General features: G+C 42.9%; 24 protein-coding genes. 16 read left to right on the forward strand and 8 right to left on the reverse strand.

Translation table 11 applies throughout. From position 1 onward, the window contains the following. Positions 1-123: 123 nt before the first annotated feature. From motB to pssA, 3 genes are all read right to left on the reverse strand, one after another. Positions 124-879 (reverse strand): flagellar motor protein MotB, encoded by a 756-nt coding sequence (gene motB / locus BM213_RS09755; protein ID WP_091703547.1) that lies wholly within the window; start codon positions 877-879, stop codon positions 124-126. After that, the gene (gene motA, locus BM213_RS09760; RefSeq protein ID WP_091703550.1) at positions 863-1,663 is read right to left on the reverse strand and encodes a flagellar motor stator protein MotA; all 801 of its coding nucleotides are present in this window, start codon (positions 1,661-1,663) and stop codon (positions 863-865) included. Before motA ends, motB begins: the two co-directional genes overlap by 17 nt. A gap of 129 nt (positions 1,664-1,792) precedes the next feature. Continuing rightward, positions 1,793-2,332 (reverse strand): CDP-diacylglycerol--serine O-phosphatidyltransferase, encoded by a 540-nt coding sequence (gene pssA, locus BM213_RS09765; RefSeq protein ID WP_091703552.1) that lies wholly within the window; start codon positions 2,330-2,332, stop codon positions 1,793-1,795. Between the two features lie 126 nt (positions 2,333-2,458). Between pssA and BM213_RS09770 the strand changes: the two genes are divergently transcribed. Continuing rightward, positions 2,459-3,253 carry a phosphatidylserine decarboxylase gene (locus BM213_RS09770; RefSeq protein WP_091703555.1) on the forward strand — a complete coding sequence of 265 codons (795 nt, stop codon included), beginning with the start codon at positions 2,459-2,461 and terminating at the stop codon, positions 3,251-3,253. A 10-nt stretch (positions 3,254-3,263) separates the two neighbouring features. Here the strand turns inward: BM213_RS09770 and BM213_RS09775 are convergent, their stop codons facing one another. Next, positions 3,264-3,404, reverse strand: coding sequence for a sporulation histidine kinase inhibitor Sda (locus tag BM213_RS09775; RefSeq protein ID WP_035018531.1), 141 nt, complete (start codon positions 3,402-3,404; stop codon positions 3,264-3,266). Positions 3,405-3,685: 281 nt separating this feature from the next. Between BM213_RS09775 and BM213_RS09780 the strand changes: the two genes are divergently transcribed. The 8 genes from BM213_RS09780 to BM213_RS09815 are packed head-to-tail and all read left to right on the forward strand — an operon-like array spanning position 3,686 to position 8,669. After that, positions 3,686-4,198 (forward strand): YqeG family HAD IIIA-type phosphatase, encoded by a 513-nt coding sequence (locus tag BM213_RS09780; RefSeq protein ID WP_091703558.1) that lies wholly within the window; start codon positions 3,686-3,688, stop codon positions 4,196-4,198. A 5-nt stretch (positions 4,199-4,203) separates the two neighbouring features. Then, positions 4,204-5,307 carry a ribosome biogenesis GTPase YqeH gene (gene yqeH, locus BM213_RS09785; protein ID WP_091703560.1) on the forward strand — a complete coding sequence of 368 codons (1,104 nt, stop codon included), beginning with the start codon at positions 4,204-4,206 and terminating at the stop codon, positions 5,305-5,307. Between the two features lie 18 nt (positions 5,308-5,325). Further along, positions 5,326-6,150, forward strand: coding sequence for a shikimate dehydrogenase (gene aroE, locus BM213_RS09790; RefSeq protein WP_091703563.1), 825 nt, complete (start codon positions 5,326-5,328; stop codon positions 6,148-6,150). Beyond that, the gene (gene yhbY, locus BM213_RS09795; RefSeq protein ID WP_003393851.1) at positions 6,144-6,437 is read left to right on the forward strand and encodes a ribosome assembly RNA-binding protein YhbY; all 294 of its coding nucleotides are present in this window, start codon (positions 6,144-6,146) and stop codon (positions 6,435-6,437) included. Before aroE ends, yhbY begins: the two co-directional genes overlap by 7 nt. Positions 6,438-6,447: 10 nt before the next feature. Beyond that, complete coding sequence (locus BM213_RS09800; RefSeq protein ID WP_091703565.1) at positions 6,448-7,014, forward strand: nicotinate-nucleotide adenylyltransferase; 567 nt, start codon at positions 6,448-6,450, stop codon at positions 7,012-7,014. Beyond that, positions 7,004-7,579 carry a bis(5'-nucleosyl)-tetraphosphatase (symmetrical) YqeK gene (yqeK, locus tag BM213_RS09805; protein ID WP_091703568.1) on the forward strand — a complete coding sequence of 192 codons (576 nt, stop codon included), beginning with the start codon at positions 7,004-7,006 and terminating at the stop codon, positions 7,577-7,579. Before BM213_RS09800 ends, yqeK begins: the two co-directional genes overlap by 11 nt. Beyond that, positions 7,576-7,932 (forward strand): ribosome silencing factor, encoded by a 357-nt coding sequence (rsfS, locus tag BM213_RS09810; protein ID WP_091703571.1) that lies wholly within the window; start codon positions 7,576-7,578, stop codon positions 7,930-7,932. The genes yqeK and rsfS overlap by 4 nt, the downstream gene beginning before the upstream one ends. Next, on the forward strand, positions 7,929-8,669 hold the full coding sequence (locus BM213_RS09815; protein ID WP_091703574.1) for a class I SAM-dependent DNA methyltransferase: 741 nt from the start codon (positions 7,929-7,931) through the stop codon (positions 8,667-8,669). The genes rsfS and BM213_RS09815 overlap by 4 nt, the downstream gene beginning before the upstream one ends. A 63-nt stretch (positions 8,670-8,732) precedes the next feature. On the opposite strand, the gene comER is transcribed toward BM213_RS09815, so the two are convergent. Then, the gene (gene comER / locus BM213_RS09820) at positions 8,733-9,563 is read right to left on the reverse strand and encodes a late competence protein ComER (RefSeq protein ID WP_091703576.1); all 831 of its coding nucleotides are present in this window, start codon (positions 9,561-9,563) and stop codon (positions 8,733-8,735) included. A gap of 78 nt (positions 9,564-9,641) precedes the next feature. On the opposite strand from comER, the gene BM213_RS09825 reads away from it, so the two are divergent. The 3 genes from BM213_RS09825 (at position 9,642) to BM213_RS09835 (ending at position 12,989) form a co-directional block, all read left to right on the forward strand. Next, complete coding sequence (locus BM213_RS09825; RefSeq protein ID WP_091703579.1) at positions 9,642-10,220, forward strand: helix-hairpin-helix domain-containing protein; 579 nt, start codon at positions 9,642-9,644, stop codon at positions 10,218-10,220. 45 nt (positions 10,221-10,265) lie between these two features. Further along, positions 10,266-10,733 (forward strand): ComE operon protein 2, encoded by a 468-nt coding sequence (locus BM213_RS09830; protein ID WP_091703582.1) that lies wholly within the window; start codon positions 10,266-10,268, stop codon positions 10,731-10,733. 72 nt (positions 10,734-10,805) lie between these two features. Next, the gene (locus BM213_RS09835; protein WP_244149245.1) at positions 10,806-12,989 is read left to right on the forward strand and encodes a DNA internalization-related competence protein ComEC/Rec2; all 2,184 of its coding nucleotides are present in this window, start codon (positions 10,806-10,808) and stop codon (positions 12,987-12,989) included. Between the two features lie 48 nt (positions 12,990-13,037). Here BM213_RS09835 and BM213_RS09840 read toward each other — a convergent pair whose 3' ends face one another. Beyond that, entirely contained in the window at positions 13,038-13,172 is a 135-nt protein-coding gene (locus BM213_RS09840; RefSeq protein ID WP_003393868.1) for a YqzM family protein, read from the reverse strand. A gap of 239 nt (positions 13,173-13,411) precedes the next feature. On the opposite strand from BM213_RS09840, the gene holA reads away from it, so the two are divergent. Beyond that, positions 13,412-14,392 (forward strand): DNA polymerase III subunit delta, encoded by a 981-nt coding sequence (gene holA, locus BM213_RS09845; RefSeq protein WP_167357400.1) that lies wholly within the window; start codon positions 13,412-13,414, stop codon positions 14,390-14,392. 7 nt (positions 14,393-14,399) lie between these two features. Here holA and BM213_RS09850 read toward each other — a convergent pair whose 3' ends face one another. Next, entirely contained in the window at positions 14,400-14,564 is a 165-nt protein-coding gene (locus BM213_RS09850) for a helix-turn-helix domain-containing protein (RefSeq protein ID WP_244149246.1), read from the reverse strand. A 390-nt stretch (positions 14,565-14,954) separates the two neighbouring features. Continuing rightward, positions 14,955-15,221: a 30S ribosomal protein S20 gene (gene rpsT, locus BM213_RS09855; protein ID WP_003393873.1), complete on the reverse strand. Its 267-nt coding sequence runs from the start codon at positions 15,219-15,221 to the stop codon at positions 14,955-14,957. Positions 15,222-15,412: 191 nt separating this feature from the next. Here rpsT and gpr point away from each other — a divergent pair, with 191 nt between their 5' ends. From gpr to BM213_RS09870, 3 genes are all read left to right on the forward strand, one after another. Beyond that, positions 15,413-16,516: a GPR endopeptidase gene (gene gpr, locus BM213_RS09860; protein WP_091703590.1), complete on the forward strand. Its 1,104-nt coding sequence runs from the start codon at positions 15,413-15,415 to the stop codon at positions 16,514-16,516. Positions 16,517-16,580: 64 nt separating this feature from the next. Beyond that, a complete protein-coding gene (gene spoIIP / locus BM213_RS09865; RefSeq protein ID WP_091703592.1) occupies positions 16,581-17,747 on the forward strand; it encodes a stage II sporulation protein P in 1,167 nt (388 codons plus the stop codon). Between the two features lie 9 nt (positions 17,748-17,756). Beyond that, on the forward strand, positions 17,757-18,062 hold the full coding sequence (locus BM213_RS09870) for a YqxA family protein (protein WP_091703595.1): 306 nt from the start codon (positions 17,757-17,759) through the stop codon (positions 18,060-18,062). Positions 18,063-18,150 lie beyond the last annotated feature (88 nt).

Consider the following 18,150-nt stretch of genomic DNA (forward strand, 5'->3'; position numbering starts at 1 on the left):
CTTTTTTGCCATCAAAAAACAATCCTTTCCAACGATGATTTTCGTTAGAAAGGATACCATGTTTTTGGCGCTGAAAAAAGATCAAATTCTTAACTTGATGGCTATGGGAGCATCCCCTCGCTTTTATTGTGTCGGTTCTTGCGGCATAATTAAAATTTCTACCCGTCGGTTTTTCGCTCGTCCTTCAGCTGTTGCGTTAGATGCGATCGGTTTAAATTCACCGTATCCTTTTGCGCTAAATAGTTGCGGATCTAATTTTGTATTTTCAAGCAATAGTTTCATAAAGTTAACGGCGCGCATGACGCTCAATTCCCAGTTTGAAGCAAACTTTGCATTGTTGATTGGCACGTTGTCTGTATGTCCACTAATGACGATGTTGCGCGGTGGGTTCATGACGAGCAAATTCGATATTTTTTTAGCGACATCGCGATATTGCGGTTTAATATCGGCGCTACCTGAATCGAACAATACGTCGTTTGCGATCGTCACAAGCAGTCCTTCTTCTGTCATGGCGACAGATAGTTCCCCACTCAATTGATTCGTTTTTACATATTCGTTAAATTTACTTTGAATCTTTTTTAGTTCCTCGTATTCTTCTTTTGAAATTTTTACATACGGCTTTTGACTCGGAGAATCTTTAATGACCGAATCCATTTCTTCGCGTTCAATCGGACTTAAATATTGCAGCGCTCCTGTGCCCCCTGTAAACACGCTATTAAAGGCGCGAGCAATTTGCATAAACTTTTGAGAGTCGATTTGGCTGCTGGCAAATAATACGATAAACAAAGCCAACAGCAACGTCAGTAAGTCGGCGTACGGAATTAACCAGCTCTCATCGACATGTTCCTCATGATGATGCTTTTTACGCTTTTTCGCCATTATTTTGAGCTCCTTGTTCTAAAAGTTTTTGACGCTCGCTCATCGGCAAGTAAGAAGCTAGTTTTTGTTCGATCGCCCGCGGTGCTTGTCCTTCGATGATGGAGAGCACCCCTTCAATCATCACTTGCCGCACTTTAATCTCCTCTTTCGATTTCCGTTTCAATTTGTTCGCAAACGGATGCCAAAGCACGTATCCGGTGAAAATACCCATAAGCGTTGCGACGAACGCCGCACTAATCGCGTGACCGAGACGTTCAATATCAGACATATCTTGTAAGGCAGCGATTAACCCAACGACGGCCCCAAGTACCCCAAGCGTTGGGGCGTATGTACCGGCTTGTGTAAAAATCGTCGCATTCGCTAAATGGCGTTCTTCCATCGCTTCAACTTCTTCCGTCATGACATCGCGAATAAATTCTTGTGACTGTCCGTCAATGGCTAAACTTAATCCGTTGCGCAAAAACGGATCATCAATTTCAGCCACTTTTGCTTCTAACGCTAACAATCCTTCGCGGCGAGCGATGTTTGCCCATTCAACAAACAGAGGGATGAGTTCTTCGATTTTTGGCGTTTTCGACTCTTTAAAAATAACTCCAAACAGTTTCGGCACTTTCGAAATTTCTTTCGTTGGAAAGGCGATTGTCACTGCGGCCACTGTCCCTAATAAAATGATTAAAATCGCAGCAGGGTTAATGAGCACAGCTGGGCTTACCCCTTTAAACACCATTCCGACACCGACAGCGATAATGCCAAGAATGAGCCCAATTAAGGACGTACGGTCCATGATATCACCCCAAGTTATAGAATGAAAAATAAATCCAAGTTTATCATATAATTTATCCGAATGTTTGAAAAGGGAAATTTGTACGAAAAAAACCCTTGAAGTTTTCCACTTCAAGGGTCACTTCAAGGGTTAAATTTTCTTTAGTCTAAATGAACCAACCATTAAAAGAGAAAGAGTGAAAATAATAAAAATAAATACGTGAGGTGGAAAGTAGCCAATCGTCAAATAACTAAGCGTTAATAAGCAACCTGCGGCAGTGATCGGCAAACCGGTAAAATAACCGTTGCTTTCGGTAACATTAAATCTTGCAAGGCGAAATGCTCCACAACCGATATAAAAAATTGTAAAGAACGAACCAAGTGCGCCAAATTCGTGCAATAAACCTTGATAAAGCAATAGTGCAGGTGCTACTCCAAATGATATAATATCACTCATTGAGTCCAATTGTTTGCCTAGATCCGATTCGATATTCATCTTCCGAGCGACTGTTCCGTCGAAGCGGTCGGCGAGCGCTGCTAGAAAAATGAATAATACCGACGCATTAAGTTGTCCTTTTACCGCAAATAAAATTGCAAATCCACCTAAGCTTAAATTTGTTAACGTTAAAACGTTTGCCATATGCGCTTTTAGTTTTTTAATGGTATGATCAATATAATCGGATAAAAACATAAGTGCCCACTCCTTTATTTAAAATCGTGCCGATCTACTTGCCAAACATACTATTCGGTTACTAATATTTTATTGATAATAAGCGAACTAGTAAAGGATATTCTTTACTTTAGGGGGAAAACGTTCATGAAATGGCTATATCGCCTGTTAATTGAACTAACAAATCGACGAATGACATCTAAATGGCTCGCTTCGTTTACAAGTTCAAAGTGGAGTCGCTTCATTATTCCATCTTATGCGAAAGTATATAAAGTCAATGAAGAAGAAATGGAAAAAAAGCTGCATGAATATGAAACGCTACAACAACTGTTCATCCGTACGCTGAAAGAGGGACTTCGCCCAATCGATGAACATCCGAATAGCGTCGTCAGCCCTGTGGACGCAGTTGTTGAAGATGTTGGCATCGTTACGGATCAAAAAGAAATCATCGTCAAAGGAAAAACGTACTCTATACGTGAAATGCTTGGCGATGATCGCGTCGCTGAAAAGTATTTGCACGGTACGTTTATTATTTTGTATTTAAGTCCAAGCCATTATCATCGCATTCATAGCCCAATATATGGGGAAGTTGTGAAGCAATGGGCGCTCGGAGGGAAGTCGTATCCTGTAAACCGCCTTGGGTTGAAATATGGCAAGGATCCGCTTTCTAAAAATTACAGAAGAATTACGGAACTGTGTACAAATGGTATGCATACGGCAATTGTGAAAGTCGGAGCGATGTTTGTAAATAGCATTGAGCTAACGCACGAACATGATTACGTCAAAAAAGGAGAAGAAATTGGATATTTTTCGTTCGGCTCAACGGTCGTATTGTTGTTCGAAAAAGGAGTATTCACGTTAGATGAGCAAATTGTTCCGCCGGTAGAAGTTAAAGTGGGACAACGGCTCGGGCTCCTCGGTCTAAAAGAAAAAAGCGAGTGAGAGCCCGAACTTATGATGACTGCTTTAGCTTATGGTGAAGACGACGGCAGACAATTTCTCGTTCGATCAGTTGAATAAACTCTGGGCTCAGTTGCAATTCTTTCGCTTTGTAGTATGATTCAATTAATAAGTCGTCAGGTAAACATTTCATTTTTTTCGCCTCCTTAACGTATACATGAATGAAGGTATACATATAATGGTAGGTTCATCTTCACTTTACCATAAATTAAAAACAAGAACAATCGTTCTAATTATCCACATGTAATTGTGGGTAAGTTGTGGATGTGTTGTTTATAACATAGGGAGAAAGTTGAAAAACAAGTGTGGAATATGTGTATAAAGTTATCCACAAGTTATGAAAATGGTCAGATTTTGTCGAAAAATTTTGTAATTTGTTTATTTATGTAAAAAATGAAAAAAGGATGAGCAAAGATGTTAAAATATTTTTTGCCGAATGAACATGCAAAAAGCATTTTCGAAATTACCCCGGAGCGACTAAAGCAAAAAGGAATAAAAGGAATTATTACCGATTTAGACAATACGTTAATTGAATGGGATCGTCCGCTTGCGACGCCAGACGTTGTTCGATGGTTCGAGCAAATGAAACAAAGCGGCATTCAAGTGACGGTCGTATCCAATAATAATAAAAAACGAGTAGAAGCGTTCGCTAAACCGCTTGGCATCCCATTTATTTTCGAAGCGCGCAAGCCGTTAACGCGAGCGTTTCAACAAGCGTTGCACGATATGAAGCTGAAAAAAGAAGAGGTTGTCGTCATCGGTGACCAGCTTCTTACCGATGTATTCGGCGGCAATCGGATCGGATTACATACGATTTTAGTTGTCCCTGTTGCACAAACAGACGGCTTTTTTACTCGTATTAACCGAAACATAGAAAGAAAAATTTTAAATATGATGCGAAAAAAAGGTATGATTCATTGGGAGTGATCGAAATGAGTGAACAAGTCATTTGTATCGGATGCGGAGTAACGATTCAAACAGAAGATGAAAAAAAAATTGGATATGCGCCTCCTTCAGCGCTCGAACGCGATCCGATTATTTGTCAGCGCTGCTTTCGTTTAAAACATTACAACGAAGTGCAAGACGTGTCGTTGACGGATGATGATTTTTTAAATATTTTAAACGGCATCGGACAAGCGGACGGATTGGTCGTGAAAATTGTTGACATCTTTGATTTTAACGGTAGTTGGCTACCGGGGTTACACCGATTTGTCGGAAAAAAAGACGTGTTGCTTGTCGGAAACAAAGTCGATTTATTGCCGAAGTCGGTTAAACATGAAAAAGTGACGCGATGGATGAAACAGGCGGCACGGGAGCTCGGACTACAGCCGCGCGACGTCTTTTTAGTAAGCGCTAATAAAGGTTATGGCATAAAAGAAGTGATGGCAGCGATCGATGAGTATCGTAACGGCAAAGACGTATATGTTGTCGGCTGTACGAATGTTGGAAAATCAACATTTATTAATCGTATCATTAAAGAGGCGACAGGGAAAGGAAACGTCATTACGACGTCGTATTTCCCGGGAACAACGCTCGATATGATTGAAATTCCGCTTGATGACGGATCAGCGCTTTACGATACACCGGGCATTATTAATCATCATCAAATGGCTCATTTTGTCGACAAAAAAGATTTAAAAATCATTACGCCGAAAAAAGAAATAAAGCCAAAAGTGTATCAATTGAACGAACAACAAACGCTCTTTTTCGGGGGGCTTGCCCGGTTAGATTACGTCCAAGGAGGAAGACGCCCATTTGTATGTTATATGTCAAATGAACTATTTATTCATCGGACGAAGCGCGAACATGCCGATGAGTTATATGAAAAACATTTAGGCGAACTGTTGCAGCCACCGCGCAAAAGTTACTGTGAGCAATTGCCGCCGCTCGTTGCCCACCATTTTACGTTAAAAGATCCGAAGACGGATATCGTTTTTTCAGGTCTTGGTTGGGTGACATGTCATGAGCCAGGCGCTCACGTTATCGCTTACGCACCGAAAGGCGTTGGCGTCATGTTGCGCAAGTCGCTCATTTAATGCAAGGGGGAGAGGAGTTTGAAATTATTTGCGCTCATTGGTTGTCCTGTACATCATTCGCTATCGCCGCTCATGCATAACGATGCATTTCAATCGCTCGGCATTCATGCGCATTATCACGCCTTTCACGTCGAACCGCACATGTTAAAAGAGGCGGTACAAGGGTTAAAAGCGTTGCAGTGTGCAGGATTGAACGTGACCATTCCGCATAAAACGGCGGTAATGGAATATGTCGATGAATTAGATGAAACCGCAAAACAAATGGGTGCGGTCAATACGATCGTCAATGAAAACGGCAAATGGATTGGTTATAATACAGATGGTGAAGGATTTGTCCGAGCGCTATGCGAGCAAATGGACGTCGAATTGTCAGGTGCGCGCATTTTGCTTGTCGGTGCAGGTGGAGCAGCGCGCGGCATTTATTTCTCTCTTCTTAAACATCGTGTCGCCGCTGTCGATGTATGTAATCGAACAGTCAAAAAAGCAGAGGCGTTTGTTGTCCAACAATCATCTGTATATTCGCTTGAAGAAGCAGAAGAACGGGTAGGGGAGTACGATATTATTATTAACACGACGTCTGTCGGCATGTATCCGCATGTCGATGCGACGCCGCTGTCCCTTCGGCATGTAAAAAAAGATACGATCGTAAGCGACATTATTTATAATCCGCTCATGACGAAATGGCTGCAAGAAGCGAAAGAAAAAGGTGCGCGCGTGCAAAACGGCGTCGGCATGTTCGTTTATCAAGGTGCGCTCGCGTTTGAAAAATGGACAGGTATATTCCCGAATACGAAACGAATGGAACAACTTGTCATACAACAGTTAGGAGGAAAAACATGTTAACAGGAAAACAAAAACGATTTTTACGTTCTTTAGCCCATCATTTAACGCCGATTTTCCAAGTGGGAAAAGGCGGCGTAAATGACAATATGATTAAACAAATTGCTGATGCGCTTGAAGCGCGAGAGCTAATTAAAGTGAGCGTATTAAAAAACTGCGAAGAAGAGAAGGAAGTTGTTGCTGAGCAATTAGCGAAGGGCGCGGGGGCGGAAATCGTCCAATTGATCGGCCATACGATCGTGTTGTATAAAGAATCACGTGAACATAAACAAATTGTATTGCCAACATAGGAGAGACGAAGTGAAAAGAGTGGGCATTTTAGGTGGGACGTTTGATCCGCCTCATTACGGACATTTATTAATTGCAGACGATGTCCGAACAGAGCTAAAACTAGATGAAATATGGTTTATGCCAAACTACATGCCGCCGCATAAAGAAAATAAAGTGACAGATCATACGCATCGCGTCAATATGCTTTATGCGGCGATTGGCGATGAGCCGCACTTTCGCGTAGAAACGATTGAATTAGAACGAAAAGAGCGATCGTACACGTATGATACGATTGTTTTATTGAAGGAAAGGTATCCAAATGCAACGTTTTACTTTATTATCGGCGGGGACATGGTCGAATATTTGCCGCGTTGGTATCGTATTGATGAGCTCATTCAGCTCGTGCAATTTGTCGGTGTGAAACGTCCTGGGTATTCGCTTCGTACGACATATCCGATTATCGAAGTAGATGTCCCGATGTTCGCAGTTTCTTCTTCACTTATTCGTGAACGCATTCAACGTCGGAAAAGTGTCGCATATTTGTTGCCGAAAGCCGTTCAATTATATATAAAGGAGAATCGGTTGTATGAAACGTGAAGAAGCGTTAGCAATCGTGCGCAAGCAATTAAAAGAGCAACGGTATATTCATACATTAGGCGTCATGGAAACAGCGGTAGAGCTCGCCACTCTATACGGAGCAGATGTTCAACAAGCAGAATTAGCTGCCATTTTTCATGATTATGCGAAGTTCCGCTCAAAAGAGGAAATGAAGCGCATCATCATCGAGCAACAAATGCCGCAAGATTTATTGATGTACAGCCCAGAATTGTGGCATGCGCCTGTCGGAGCGTATTTAGTTCAAACGGAAGTTGGCATTCAAGATGAACACATTTTGAATGCCATTCGTTATCACACATCGGGGCGCCCAAATATGACGTTGCTTGAGAAAATTGTATATATTGCGGATTATATTGAGCCGAATCGTTCGTTTCCGGGCGTTGACGATGTGCGGGCGTTAGCAAAAGAACATATCGATCGCGCCCTTTTGCGCGCACTGCAAAATACCATTCAATTTTTGATGGAGAAAAATGAGCCGATTTACCCTGATACGTTTCATACGTATAATGATATCGCGAAAAAGTTAAAGGGGGTTTCATCATGACAGAACGAGATATTTTACGAATAGCAGTAAAAGCAGCCGATGAGAAAAAAGCGGAAAACATCGTTGCTTTAAATATGAAAGGAATTTCGCTTGTTGCCGATTATTTTATGATTTGCCACGGCAATTCCGATAAGCAAGTGCAAGCCATTGCGCGCGAAATTAAAGAAAAAGCGGAGGAGCATCGCGTTTCTGTAAAACGTGTCGAAGGGTTTGATGAAGCGCGTTGGATTTTAGTTGATTTAGGAGACGTTGTCGTTCACGTTTTCCATAAAGAAGATCGTGAATATTACAATCTCGAACGGTTATGGGGAGATGCGCCGCTTGAGCGGATCGAGAGTGATCTCGGAGCATGACGTACGAACGATTTGCGAGTTGGTATGATCAACTGATGAGCGATGCTCCTTACGATGCGTGGTGCGCGCTCGTCGAACGGACGGTAGCTTCTTATGACGTTGGAAAGCGGCTTCTCGATCTCGGGTGTGGTACAGGGGAACTTGCGATTCGTTTAGCGAATAAAGGGTTTGATGTGACCGGCGTTGACTTGTCGGAACAAATGTTGGCGATTGCGCAAATGAAAGCAGAAGAGCGCGGGGTTCATGTTTTGTTTTATCAACAAGATATGCGTCATTTCGGCCCGTTTGAGCCGTTCGATACGATCGTTATTTTTTGCGACTCACTCAATTATTTATTGGAAGATGAAGACGTCGTCACCACGTTTTCGCGCGTATATGATCAATTGCGACCGGGCGGACTGTTTTTATTTGATGTTCATTCTTTATTTAAAATGGAGCATATCTTTTTGCAGAAAGAGACGTTTGCAAGTAATGATGAACAAGTAAGTTATATATGGAATTGTTACCCGGGTTCACGGCCGTATAGTGTTGAACATGAGCTGACGTTTTTCGTTCAACTAGAGGAAGGTGTATATGAGCGAGTAGATGAAATACACGTGCAGCGGACGTACGATGTGGCGCAATACGAAACGTGGCTAAAAGATGCAGGATTTCGCTTGTTGCACGTATGGGCCGACTTCACAGAACAACAGCCGACAAATGAAAGTGAGCGCATCTTTTTCGTTGCGCAAAAATAACATTCGTCCCAAAAGCATTTGCTTTTGGGACGTTTTTTCATCAAAACAGCAGGATTTTTTCAGTTAATGGCGAATATTGTCGATTTGTTGGCGCACCTTTTCTGTTTCTTCGTAAAACTTTTCATGTGTTTTTTGAAAAATATGGACGAACAAGTCTCCCACTTCTTTTTCTAGCACGTCAATGCCAGCCCCGGTAATGCCACCTTTGACGCATACTTTTTCCTGCAATGTCGGTAATGTGTACAAGCGTTGTTCAAGCAACGCACCTAGCCCGATGATCATTTCTGTCGCTAACGTCGTCGCTTGTTCTTTTGTAATGGGTGTTTGTTGCACCGCTGCGTCAATAAATTTTTGAATTAAGTAGCTAAAAAAAGCGGGGCCGCAACTTGCCAAATCAGAGGCGATGCGCGTAATAGGCTCGTCTATGTATATTGGACGAGAAATAGAGCGAAACATGTGTTCAACCGTCGTCCGATACTCGTCTCGGCAACGGTCGCCTACAGTAATTAAAGAGCTTCCAGCGAGTGCGCGGTTCGTAATGCTCGGGATGACGCGAATGACATGACAAGGAACGAGCGATTCGAGCTGTTGGACGGAAATTGGGCTCGTAATTGATACGATGCAGTGCTCATCAGTTAAGAGCGGCTGTAGTTGTTTTAATACAATCGGCATATGTAGCGGCTTTGTGCAAAGAAAAATGATCGTCGCTCGCTTTGCTACTTCTTCGTTCGTTTTAAGCACGTGTATATTCGGGTAGCGTCGTTGTATGTTGTACGCTTTTTCAAGCGTTCGGTTTGTGATAAATAGTTGTTCTTGCTTTACTGCATTTCCGTTCATGAACGATTCAATTAAAATCGTTCCCATATTTCCTGTTCCAATAAATCCTATATTCAACGGTATTCCCCCCCTTATCCGTCACCACTATACGTCATATGTATGCGACAACGATCCTTTTTATGAAAGGGTGAAAGCATGAAATGGATAAAAACGTATGAACGTTGGGTGTATATCGCGATTATTGTGATCGGGGCGGTCATATGGGGCGCGCAGCAAGAAGAAACGACGATCGAGCCGCTACCGCTAGAACAACAAGAACAACAAGAGGAGAAAAAAGAAGAGTTGTCCATTGTCGTCGATGTGAAAGGAGCAGTAAAACGAGTTGGCGTATATGAAGTAGCGCCGGAAAGCCGAGTTCATGACGTCATCCAACTCGCAGGAGGATTCATAGATGAAGCGGATGAGACGAAAGTTAATTTGGCGATGAAAGTGCACGATGAGATGGTGATTTATGTACCAAAGAAAGGAGAGGAAATAACGACGGAATCGGCAACGACGAACGATGCAAGCCGCTCGAGTGAAAAAATCAACATTAATACAGCGACGGCAGAACAGCTGCAAACGTTAGACGGCATCGGTCCCGCGAAAGCGTCGGCTATTATTGCGTATCGCGAGGAACACGGTCCATTTCAAAAAGTGGAAGATTTATTACATGTGAGCGGGATCGGTCAAAAATCGCTTGAAAAAATAAAAGAACAAATTGTCGTCCGATAAAATTGGCGATAAACTAAAAGCATAATGGACAAGGGGGAGAAACGAGTGGAGCGAATTACATGGGATCAATATTTTATGGCACAAAGCCATTTATTAGCGCTGCGGAGCACGTGTACGAGACTCGCGGTCGGAGCAACGATTGTGCGCGACAAGCGCATGATTGCAGGAGGTTACAATGGTTCGATCGCAGGCGGGGCGCATTGTATAGATGAAGGATGTTATGTGGAGGATAACCATTGCGTGCGTACAATTCACGCCGAAATGAACGCGATTTTACAATGCGCAAAGTTTGGTGTGCCAACAGAGGGAGCGGAAATATACGTCACTCACTTTCCGTGTCTACAATGTTGTAAAGCAATTATTCAAAGTGGAATTCGAGCAGTTTATTATGCGAACGATTATAAAAACCATCCGTTTGCGTTACAGCTGTTTGAACAAGCAGGTGTTAAAGTGCAGCGTGTTCCGTTTGATGTCGAATCCATTCCGACATTTTTGTATAAAAAGGGGAGATGACGTATCGTTTATGCGGCGATGGCGGCCGTCTTGGCCGTCTTGTCTATATTGACGAAATCGGTCGTTTGTTTCGTGCTGTCGCTTAGTTACTTCGCCTTTTTGTTTTGGCGCAAGCGAAAGCAATGTTTTGCTTACGTCAGCTGTTACTTATTTTTTTCGGTGTGGAGCTATTGGATTCATCAACACAATGTGACGACGCTTTCAGGAAACGAAACGGCGCTCGTTGTTCGATTTATTGCTCCGATTTATGTTGATGGCGATCGAGTTAAGACGGTCGTTCAATGGCAAAATGAACGGCTGCAACTGATTTATCGTCTCCGTACAGAAGAAGAAAAGCGACAATGGGACGAACTGCAAATAGGGACAACGTGTTCACTCCAAGGGATGCTTGAGCGGCCTTCTTTGCCGACTAATCCGTATGCCTTCAATTATCGCCGCTATTTATTTCACCAACGCATACATTGGATTGTTCGTCCGACTTCACTCGAACGTTGTATGCGCGCCAACATCACATGGATGGAGCGGCTTCAGACGATTCGGCAAGACGGTATTCGCTACATTCAAAACCATTTTCCTCAAGATGCTGGTGCGTTCATGCAAGCGCTCATTTACGGTGAGCGAAGCGACATTCATCCTGCGGTTCTTTCGAGTTATCAAAAGTTAGGATTAATTCATTTACTTGCTATTTCAGGTTTGCATATGACGTTGCTTGTCGGTGGTTGTTTTTATTTGTTCATTCGCTTCGGTATGACGAGGGAACGAGCGAGCACAGTTTTATTATTATGCATTCCGCTGTATGTCATTTTAGCAGGTGCTGCCCCGTCGGTCATGCGTGCAGCAATTATGACAAGTTGTTTTCTTCTCGCTTCTTCTCGCCTTCGCACGCTCGATGCGTTAAGCGTGTCTTGCCTTCTTTTACTAGTGAAAGATCCGTACATCATTTTTCATCTCGGTTTTCAGCTCTCTTTCCTCGTTTGTTTTGCATTAATTATTTGTTCTCCGTGGATTCAAAGCAGTCGATCATTTGTTCATCAACTACTTATGACTTCGTTTGTTGCGCAAGTTAGTACGCTACCGATTTTACTTTACCATTTTTACGAAATATCTCTTTTATCTATCCCACTTAATGTCATCTTCGTTCCGCTTTATACGTTCGTCATTTTGCCGCTTTCCTTTTTAGCGTTGTTTATACACGCATATGTGCCACTCGTTAGCCCGCTCGTCATATACGTGATGACATTCGTCATTGAACGTACGAATGCGCTTGTTGTTGCTCTTTCAGACGCGTTCATACTTACTCTCGGTCGCCCACCAACGTGGCTTATGATCGCCTACATCATTGCGATATGTGTTTTATTCCTCTCGCTTGAACAGCGGCGGGCGGTTACGTTTCGCTTTTTATTTGCCGTCGTTATCGGTGTTCATTTCGTTTTGCCGTTTTTTCGTCCGAACGGTGAAGTTGTCATGTTAGACGTCGGTCAAGGGGATAGTATATATATCGAGCTGCCGTATCGAAAAGCAGTCTATCTCATTGATACCGGAGGAACGATGTCATGGGTGGATGAGCCGTGGAAAGAGCGCAAACAGTCGTTTCGTGTCGGAGAAGATGTCATCGTTCCATTTTTAAAAGCAAAAGGAGTGCGAACGATTGATGCGCTTATTGCGACACATGGCGATTTTGATCATATTGGGGATGCGAAGGATGTATACCGTGCGGTTCGCATAAAAACGTTGATCGTCGGGATAAAAAAGGAGCGAAACGATTTAGAGCAAGCGCTTATTTCCCAAGCGATAAAAGATGGTGCGCGCGTGCAAGTCGTGAAGAGTGGTCATCGTTGGAAGGTGGGGAATGCGCAATTTTATATTATGTCCCCATTCGGAAATGAAACGACGGAAAATGGTCGTTCTGTCGTATTGTATGCGTTTATCGGAGGAGTGTATTGGCTATTTACTGGGGATTTAGAGGAAGATGGGGAGCAGCAACTCATACGCACGTATCGGTCATTGCCTGTAGATATATTAAAAGTTGGGCATCATGGGAGCAAAACGTCAACGTCTGAATTATTTTTAAAACATATTCGTCCGAAAGTGGCGTTCATTTCAGTCGGTCGCCGCAATCGATATGGTCATCCGCATCGTGAAGTCATTGACCGTTTGAGCGATCATAACGTTCGTATATTCCGCACCGATGAGCATGGTGCTGTCGTTATTCGTTTTCGTGAGCGGATAAGCACCATTCAGACGTTTTCACCATAATATGCAAGAAAAAAGAGACTGCACGCAGCAATCCCTTTTTGTTGTTCATTACGCACCGAAAAACTTCACAAGTGTGGCAATAATGAACATTGTGGCGAAAAAGCCGAATGATACGATGAAGCCAACAGCCGAGTCAACGGCATCGTTGCGCGTACATTGAACGTTTTTTTCAAATTCGTTCATGACCATCCCTCCTATTTTCTCACCATTAGTATAAGGGAAAAAAGAGAGAAAATCTACATCGTTGACAACAGTTGTCACAAATAGTTCTCGTCAGATCGGAAAAGATAAAGATACCCGTTGGACAAACGAGTTCCTAGGGCTTGTTTTCCAGCGTTTAAATAAATGGGAGTTGGCGATTTTCATCTGCTAACTCCCTTGTAAAATGCTCCGAAACGTTGTATGTTCTTTAAAGAAAGTGGATGAAGAATGGGGAAGAGAACATGGAACAACTATACGTCATTTATGGCACGGAGCATTTTTTAATTAAACAAGCCCACGAACAAATTGTTCGCCGAGCGTTGTCGGACGAAGAGCGGGAATGGAATGTTAGTACATACGATTGCGAAGAAACACCGATTGAAGTGGCGCTTGAAGATGCAGAAACGCTCCCGTTTTTTGGGGAGCGGAAAGTCGTTATTGTGAAACAGCCATATTTTTTAACGGCGGAAAAAGGAAAAGACAAGGTCGAGCACGACGTCAAACGGCTAGAGGCTTACATCGAGCGGCCGGCACCGTTTTCGAGCGTCATTTTTGTCGGGACGTATGAGAAGCTAGATGAGCGTAAAAAAGTGACGAAAGCGTTATTAAAGAAAGCGAATGTCATCGTTGCCAAGCCGCTCAATGAAAAAGAACTAAAGCAATGGCTGAAAGGGCAATGTCAAATCAATGATGACGCGATTGACGTGTTGCTTGCATTGGCAGGCACCGATTTAGCGACATTAGCAAACGAAATTGAGAAGTTGATGCTTTTTGCTGAGCATCGCGCCATTACGGCGAACGATGTCCGTTTGCTTGTATCACGGACGCTTGAACAAAATGTATTCACTCTCGTCGAACAGATGGCGAAGCGAGACGTTCCAGCCGCGCTACAAACGCTTCAAGATTTACTGAAGCAAAACGAGGAGCCGATTAAGCTTGTCGCGTTGCTAGCGAGTCAGTTTCGTCTCATTTACGAAGTGAAGGAACTGATGAAAAAAGGATACGGCCAACAACAAATTGCCTCGATGTTAGGTGTCCATCCGTTTCGTGTCAAAGTGGCAGCTAGTTATGCGAGCGGTTTTTCTGAACGGCAGCTTATGCGTATATTATACGATTTGGCAGAAACCGATTATGCGTTAAAAAGTAGCGCGACGGACAAGCAGCTGTTGTTACAGTTGTTTTTCTTAAAGTTAGAGCGGTAGCGTTTCACTACCGCTTTTGTTGTAGTGCATGAACATCAATGATATAACAGCCGTCTTCGTCGGTCGTGACGATGTCTTGTTGTTTCAGTTGACTTAACGCGCGGCTTACCGTTTCGCGCGCTGTTCCGATCATGTTGGCTAATTCGCGAGTCGTTAGCGGTGCTTTTAACATCTTTCCGAAAGAAGTCTCCCGCTTCTAAACGAAGTGAAAGTGGGAGATGAATTTCGGTTTGCGTTAGCCAAATCTTATGATAAACTGAATATATCATATGTTTCTTGATAAGTGGCTATATGGGGGTTGAGTGGACAAATGAATAGGCGAGAACCAAGCAGATTCCTTCCACTTGTAAAATAGCCAAGGTAGAAATGTCGGATATCTAGGGTTGGGACGACCCGAAGTCACGCTCAGGGAGACGAAAGGTGGCTTTCGTCGCGGAACTGAGAAGCTCCCATTTCAAGCAAAGCTAAGTGGGAGTAGTTCACCTGTTCTTTCACCCAATGCATACATTCCCCTCCCAAAACGGAAAAACAGCTTGCCGCGTATGACAAGCTGTTTTTTTCATTATGCTGTAATGCTGTTTAATTTTTTCGCTAAACGTGATTTATAGCGATTTGCAGCGTTTTTGTGGATTAAGCCTTTGCTAGCTGCTTTGTCGATTTTTTTCGTTGCAAGTACGAAAGCTTCTTTCGCTTTTTCCACGTCTTTTAATTCAACAAGCGCTTCAAACTTTTTGATTGCTGTGCGCATTGCTGATTTCATAGATGCGTTATGAGCGCGACGCTTTTCGCTTGTTTTTGCACGTTTAATTGCAGATTTAATGTTTGCCATCTTTTTCACCTCCGTTAACCGATCGCAAATATATACGTTCAATACGCGACAGTTCGATGAACAATAAGAACAAGTGATATTCTACCAAACTGCTCTTAATTATGCAATAGGGCAAAGCCGGAAAAGTGCGATTGTATGAAAAAGGAGAGAAATGGATAAAACAAATGATAAAAAAACATGGAGGAAACAGTATGATCGATTTGCGACCATATAGTGTTCGAACGGACTTGGCGATTGAAGCGCACGAAATAGCGATTGAAGAACGGTTACAAAATGAGCAACAAACATCGCTCGAAGGAGTATATATTCGCGATTGGGAAGAAGATGGCATCCACTTTTCATTTGTGGAAGTAACGGAAGAAGGAGAAAAAACGTTAGGAAAAAAGGCTGGGAAATATTTAACGATTGAAGCGCAAGGTATTCGAACGCAAGATACAGATTTGCAGCAAAAAGTAGAAAAACTGTTCGCTAAACATTTTTATTCGTTTTTACAACAACTTGGCATTCCGAAAGAAGCGAGTTGTTTAGTCGTTGGATTGGGGAATGCAGAAGTAACACCTGATGCGCTCGGGCCGCTTGCTGTATCCAATTTAGTTGTGACGCGTCATTTATTTCAGCTACAACCAGAACATGTTCAAGACGGCTTTCGGTCTGTTAGTGCGCTCGCTCCCGGGGTCATGGGGATGACAGGAATTGAAACGAGCGATATTATTGCAGGCATTGTAGAAAAAACGAAACCTGATTTCATTATTGCAATTGACGCGCTAGCTGCACGTTCAATTGAACGAGTAAACGCCACTATTCAAATTTCAGATACCGGTATTCATCCAGGTTCAGGAGTTGGAAACAAACGAAAAGAACTTAGTAAACAAACGTTAGGCATTCCTGTTATTGCGATTGGTGTACCGACTGTTGTCGATGCGGTATCGATTGCGAGCGATACGATCGATTTGCTTTTAAAACATCTCGGACGGGAGATGAAAGAAGGAAATCGGGCAGCTCGTGCTCTTGCCCCAGCTAGTCTCGTGTTCGGAAAGAAAAAAAGGTTAACGGAAGAAGATTTACCGAGCGAAGCAGATCGTTCTACTTTTTTAGGAATGGTTGGCATGCTTCAGGAGGAAGAAAAGCGGCGCTTAATTTACGAAGTGCTTGCCCCGATCGGTCATAATTTAATGGTCACCCCAAAAGAAGTCGACTTATTTATCGAGGAGATGGCGAACATATTAGCTAGCGGTTTAAATGCAGCTTTACACGATCGCATTGATCAAGAAAATGTTGGGGCATATACGCATTAGTTTTTCGTTCTATCTTTCAAAGCGTTGTCATAATGATAGAGTAGACAAGCTTTGAAAGGGTGAAATGGATATGATGGTAACGGTTGATGGGGCGAGTATAAAAAAATGGATCATATTTATTTTGTTTTTGTTTATAGGAACAATTACCGTTGTCGCTACGATGACAGCGACATCAACATATCGTCTTTCTTCTTCTTCCGTGCATGAAGTTGCACACCGTTTTTCAACAGAATCACTCGTGCATTTGCTTTCGTCCGAAAATGTGTATTTCCGTCAAACGTTGCCGAAAGAAAAACGACAGTTACCTTATTCGACATATTTTTTCGAAATGACGACGAGCGTAAACTTTAACGATCCGCGCAGTTTACTTGGACGGGAGCTTCCCGGCTTTTCGTTGTACGATAGCGAAATTATTTTGGCGGGTGAAGGAACGAACTTTACAAACATTCCGTACGAATCCCCGCCTCCTCTAGAAGTGTTGCTTGCAGAGCGCGAAGCTGCACAAGAACAGCTTCAAGAGGAAGAAACTCCGCCAGCTCCTGCTCCTTCGCAAACGACAGGAGGAAGGAAGGTTGTCTATATATACCATACGCATACACAAGAATCGTATTTGCCAGCATTAAAAGGGGTGACAAATCCAAACTTCGCCCACCATCCGACAGTAAATGTGACAAGAGTGGGAAAAAAGATCGGGGAGGAATTGGAAAAGCGCGGCATCGGTACAGTTGTTGATACGACCGACTTTATAAGTCAGTTGTTAACAAATAACATGCCATATCATAAGGCGTATGAGATGTCGCGCAAAACGGTTGTTGAAGCGATGGCGAACAATCGGGATGTTCAATATTTAATTGATATTCATCGCGATTCCCGTCGCCGCAATGATACGACTGTAACAATCAACGGTGTCGACTATGCGAGGGTGTCATTTATTATCGGTGGAGAAAACGCGAAATATGAAAAAAACTTGCAGCTTGTCACGAAATTACATGAGTTACTTGAAAAAAAATATCCTGGGTTGAGCCGTGGAACGTTTGAGAAAAAAGGTGTTGGCACGAACGGAAAGTTTAATCAAGATTTATCCGAAAACGCCATTTTAATTGAATTTGGTGGTGTCGATAATACGTTTCCAGAGTTGTATCGAACAGCGGCCGCTGTTGCCGATGTATTTAGTGAATATTATTGGCAAGCAGAAAAAGTGAATGCGCCGCAACAAGCAGAAAAAAAGTAGGTGAGTACGATGGTGAAGTTTACAATTCAAAGTTTACTCATCACCGTCATTTTTTTAGTTGGCGTGTTGCTCGGCATGCAACAAGCGAATGAAGGAATGCGAAAAATGAAAGGGTATAACGATCCGTCGCTTGAACGCGTTGTACATGTGTCAAAAGATGAAACGATTGTGCTCGGACAATCGCTTGAACAAAAAAAAGAAAAACTACAACAAATCGAAACGTTTAACGTGTTTTCGAAGGTAGGACAACAGCTTGCCACTTTCGTTCATTCGCTCGTCGAACATATGCTTTCATTTACACAAAAGGCCGGATAACGATCCGCCTTTTCTTTTTTACGTTGAATATTGTGAACGTTGTTGCTATAATCAAAGCTAGCGTATTTCGGAAATTATAGGAGTGGAA

Source organism: Anoxybacillus pushchinoensis, assembly GCF_900111795.1.
GTDB classification, from domain to species: Bacteria; Bacillota; Bacilli; order Bacillales; family Anoxybacillaceae; genus Anoxybacillus; species Anoxybacillus pushchinoensis.